Annotated in this window: 4 protein-coding genes; all 4 read left to right on the forward strand. The window is 75.8% G+C overall.

Features of this window, described 5'->3' with window-relative positions:
- Positions 1-1,120: alpha/beta-hydrolase family protein (locus AC0CYZ_RS15310; protein WP_472216786.1), on the forward strand; the 1,120-nt coding region annotated here is incomplete at its 5' end.
- A 99-nt stretch (positions 1,121-1,219) separates the two neighbouring features.
- The gene (locus AC0CYZ_RS15315; RefSeq protein ID WP_472216787.1) at positions 1,220-1,972 is read left to right on the forward strand and encodes a CPBP family glutamic-type intramembrane protease; all 753 of its coding nucleotides are present in this window, start codon (positions 1,220-1,222) and stop codon (positions 1,970-1,972) included.
- 134 nt (positions 1,973-2,106) lie between these two features.
- Complete coding sequence (locus AC0CYZ_RS15320) at positions 2,107-3,852, forward strand: MFS transporter (protein ID WP_472216789.1); 1,746 nt, start codon at positions 2,107-2,109, stop codon at positions 3,850-3,852.
- Between the two features lie 33 nt (positions 3,853-3,885).
- The coding region (locus tag AC0CYZ_RS15325) for a DNA-formamidopyrimidine glycosylase family protein (protein WP_472216791.1) at positions 3,886-4,484 on the forward strand (599 nt) is incomplete at its 3' end.

Raw genomic sequence — 4,484 nt, forward strand, 5'->3', positions numbered from 1 at the left:
GCTCCAGGGCGGCCTCACGCTCGCCGACGAGGCGTTCGGCGGAGTGAACGAGCAGACCTACCCCGGGTTCGACCAGCCCGCGGTCCCCACCCGCTCCGGGTCGCCGACCTCGTTGGTCCCGTGGGCGACGCTCGGCAAGGAGGGGCGGCGCTTCGTCGCCGCCGGCCGCGCCGCCGCGACCCTCACCGCCGCCTCCGGGCGGCCCGTGAGCGGGCCGGTGCGGGCCTACGTCGGGCTCGAGTCGGCTCCCGACCCGCAGGCGCGGGCGGACCTCGCCGTCGCCGAGCTCGACCGCGAGGGCGCGTTCTCCCGCGGGGTGGTCGCGGTGGTGACCACGACCGGGACGGGTTGGGTGGACGACCCGGTCGCGGACTCCCTCGAGGCGATCTGGGGCGGGAACTCGGCGATCGTCGCCACCCAGTACTCGTACCTGCCCAGCTGGTTGTCGTTCCTGTTCGACGGACCCCGGGCGGAGGAGGCGGGGCGCTCGCTCATCGACGCCGTGCACGCCCGGATCCAGGCGATCCCTCCCGGGCAGCCCCGGCCGAAGATGATCGCGTTCGGCGAGAGCCTCGGGTCGCAGGGCTCGGAGGCCGCGTTCAGCTCGCTCGCCGACGTGCGGGCGAGCACCGACGGGGTGCTGTGGGTCGGCCCGCCGAACTCCAACCGCCTGTGGTCCCAGATCGTGGAGCGCCGCGACCCCGGCTCGCCCGAGATCCGCCCCACCTACTCCGACGGGCTCGTCGTGCGCTTCGCCGGAGGACCGGACGTGCGCACCGTGACGCAGGTCCCGGCCACGCCCTGGATCGCCCCGCACGTGCTGTACCTGCAGCACCCGTCGGACCCGGTGGTGTGGTGGTCCCCCGAGCTGCTCTGGCACCGCCCCGACTGGCTGGTCGAACCCCGGGGCGAGGACGTCCTCGGCGCGATGAGCTGGTACCCCGTCGTGACGTTCTGGCAGGTCACGATCGACCTGACGAACTCGGTGGGTGTGCCGCCCGGCCACGGTCACGTGTACCAGGGCGAGCTCCTCGACGGGTGGGCCGCGGTCGCCGCGCCGACCGGGTGGACCCCCGCCGACACCGAGCGCGCCCGGCAGGTCCTCGCCCGGCCCGGGTGAGCCGCGTCACGAGCGGGTACGCCCCGGGACCACCCCTCACAGGCCGCCCACGGGTCGTCCTGGCACGGTGGAGGTCCCAGGCGTCGACCCCGAGGTGACATGACCGCCCCCACCGTCTCCGACGCGTCCGGCCGCGCCCCCGGGACCGGGGACCGCCGGGTGCCCGCCGCGGTCGTGCTGTCGGCGGTCGTCGTCGTGGTCGCCGCGGGCCTCGTGGCCTGGAACAACCTCCTCGTGCCGGTCCTGCCGGCCGACCCGGTCGTGCGGATGATCGCCAACGTCGTCGGCGTGCTGGTGCTCGTCCTCGCCGCCCGGGCCGGGGGCCTGTCCTGGCGCGACCTCGGGCTGTGCCCGACGACGTGGGCCGCGGGGCTGCGGTGGGGCGGTGCGGCCGTCGGGATCGTCGCGCTCGGCTACGCGGTCGCCTTCCTGCTGCCCGCGACCCGCCCGCTGCTGGAGAACCCGGGGGTCGCCGGGAGCCCGACCTCGGCCGTGGTGCTGCGGGCCCTGCTGCTGATCCCGGTCGGCACGGTGCTCTGCGAGGAGCTCGCGTTCCGCGGCGTCCTGCACGGGCTGACCGAGCGGGCCTGGGCCGGCCGCTGGTGGGCCGGGCGCGGTGCCGTCGTCGCGGTGGCGTCGGCCTTCGCCGTGTGGCACCTCGCGGGTGCGGTGGCCGCGCCCGCGGGCGGCATCCCGGTCCTCGGGGTCGTGGCGGTCCTGCTCGTGACCGCCGTCGGCGGGGTGGTCATGTCGGTGGTGCGCCGCCACACGGGCAGCGTCTTCGCCTCGATCGGCATCCACCTGGGCACGAACGTCGTCGGCCTCGTCGCCGTCGTCCTCGCCACCCGCTGAGCGCACCGCGCGCCCGGACGTGCGGCACGGCGGAAGGATTGTGAGGAGCCGGACGTTCCCCTCCGCGTGGGGGACGTGCGCCCTACGGTGACGTCTCGTTGTTGAGCACACGAAACGGACACGACGGAGGCCCGGTGACACGAGCGGTCGTGCGCGAGAGGTCGGCCGACCCCCGCGGCCCGGGGCCGGTGGGCGCGAGCCCCGCCCTCGTCGTCGCGGTCCTGTCCTCGGTCGGTCTCATCGCCTCGCTGTGCATGACCCTGGTCGTGCCGGTGGTCCCCCAGCTCCCCGCGCTGCTGCACACGACGACCGCCGACGCCTCGTGGGTCATCACGGCGACCCTGCTCGGCGGCGCCGTCGCCACGCCCATCGCCGGACGGCTGGGCGACATGGTCGGGAAGCGGCGGGTGCTGATCGCGACCCTCGTGCTGCTCGTCCTGGGCGCGCTGATCTGCGCGCTGACGTCCTCGCTGGTCCCGGTGATCGTCGGGCGCTCGCTGCAGGGCGTGGCGGTCAGCGCCGTGCCCCTGGGGATCAGCCTCATGCGCGACGCGCTGCCCCCCGAGCGCCTCGGCTCCGGGATCGCGCTGATGAGCGCGACGCTGGGCATCGGCGGCGGGCTGGGCCTGCCGCTGTCCGCGCTGATCGTGCAGGTGGCCGACTGGCACGCGCTGTTCTGGGTCGCCGGCGCGCTCGGGGTCGCGGGCGTCGTCCTCATCCTCGCCGTGATCCCGGAGTCCGCGCAGCGCTCGGGCGGGCGGTTCGACGCGGTGGGCGCGGTCGTGCTCACCGTCGGCCTGGTGCTGGGCCTGCTCGCGATCTCCAAGGGCAGCCAGTGGGGCTGGGCCGGCACGACGACGATCGGGGCGGCCGTCGGCGCCGTCCTCGTCCTGCTGGCCTTCGGGGCGTGGGAGCTGCGCACCCGCGACCCGATCGTCGACCTCCGGGTCTCCGCGCGGCGCGCGGTGCTGGTGCCGAACCTCGTCTCGGTCCCGGTCGGGGTCGCGATGTTCACCGGCATGGTGACGTTCCCGCAGCTGCTGCAGGCCCCGACGTCCTCCGGCTACGGCCTGGGGTTGTCGCTGATCGTGGCCGGGCTCGTGCTCGCGCCGATGGGCATCGTCATGATGCTGCTCTCCCCGGTGACGGCCCGGGTCTCGGCCCGGTTCGGTCCGCGGACGTCGTTGCAGGTCGGCCTGGTGATCATCGTCGTGGCCTACGTGCTCGGGACGGTGCTGCTCGCGCAGGCCTGGCAGGTCGCCCTGGTGATCTCGCTCGTGGGCGCCGGGGTCGCGCTCGCGTACGGCTCGCTGCCCGACCTGATCATGCGGGCCGTCCCGACGGACCGGACCGCGGCCGCCAACGGGCTCAACACGCTGGCGCGCTCGGTGGGCACCTCCACGGCGTCCGCGGTGGCCGCCGTCGTGCTCTCGGCGATGACGATCCAGGTCGGGGACGCCGTGCTGCCCTCGCTCGCCGGGCTGCGCACGACGCTGCTCATCGCGGCCGGGGCCGGCCTGGTCGCCCTGGTGGCCACCGGTGCGATCCCGGTGCTCCCCCGCTCGCGCTCGGTCGACGAGACGGTGGTGGACACCGGGACGGCCGACCCGGAGCCGGCCGACGAGGCGCGCCCGGCGGTCCACGGCCGGGTCCGGCTCGCCCACGGCGCGCCCGCGCCCGAGGCCCGCGTCACGCTCGTCGACCTGTCCGGGCGGCAGCTCGCCGTGGTGCCGGTCGACCCCGACGGCACGTTCCGCGCTCCCGTCGACGACCCCGGGACGGTCCTGGTCATCGCCAGCGGCCCGGGCGGTGGGCCGACCGCGGAGCACGTCTCGCTCGCCCAGCGTGCCGCGCCCCGGGACCTCGTCCTGGCCCGCTGAGCCGCGGCGCGCCCGGGCGGGCATCATCGAGAGGTGCCCGAGGGTGACACCGTGTTCCTCGCCGGCCGGCGCCTCGACGACGCGCTGGCCGGGAAGGCGCTGACCCGCGGCGAGCTGCGCCACCCGCGGCTGATCGACCACGACCTGGCCGGGCGGACGGTGCTCGGGGTGGCCTCCGTCGGGAAGCACCTGTTCACCCGCTTCGACGACGCGACCAGCCTCCACAGCCACTTCCGGATGGACGGCTCGTGGCACCTCTACAGGCCGGGGCGGCCGTGGCGCGGGCGGGAGCACGACATCCGCGCGGTCCTCGAGGTGGCCGACCGGGTCGCCGTCGGGTTCCGCCTGCACGACCTGGACCTGCTGCCGACCGCGGAGGAGTCGCGGTGGGTGGGCCACCTCGGGCCCGACCTGCTCGGCGACGGGTGGGACGACGCGGCCGCCGCCGAGGTCGAGCGACGGCTCCGCGCCGAACCGGACCGCGAGCTCGGGGCGGCGCTGCTCGACCAGCGGGTGGCGGCCGGCGTCGGGAACCTCTACAAGGCCGAGATCTGCTTCCTCATGCGGGTCTCGCCGTGGACGCGGGTGGGCGACCTCTCCGACGCGCAGGTCCACGACGCCGTCGCCTGGTC

The sequence above is a fragment of the Actinomycetospora sp. genome, from assembly GCF_055612215.1.

Excerpts from the sequence above, each read along its gene's own strand:
- AC0CYZ_RS15315 (WP_472216787.1), top strand. The coding sequence starts at position 1,220 with ATGACCGCCCCCACCGTCTCCGACGCGTCCGGCCGCGCCCCCGGGACC.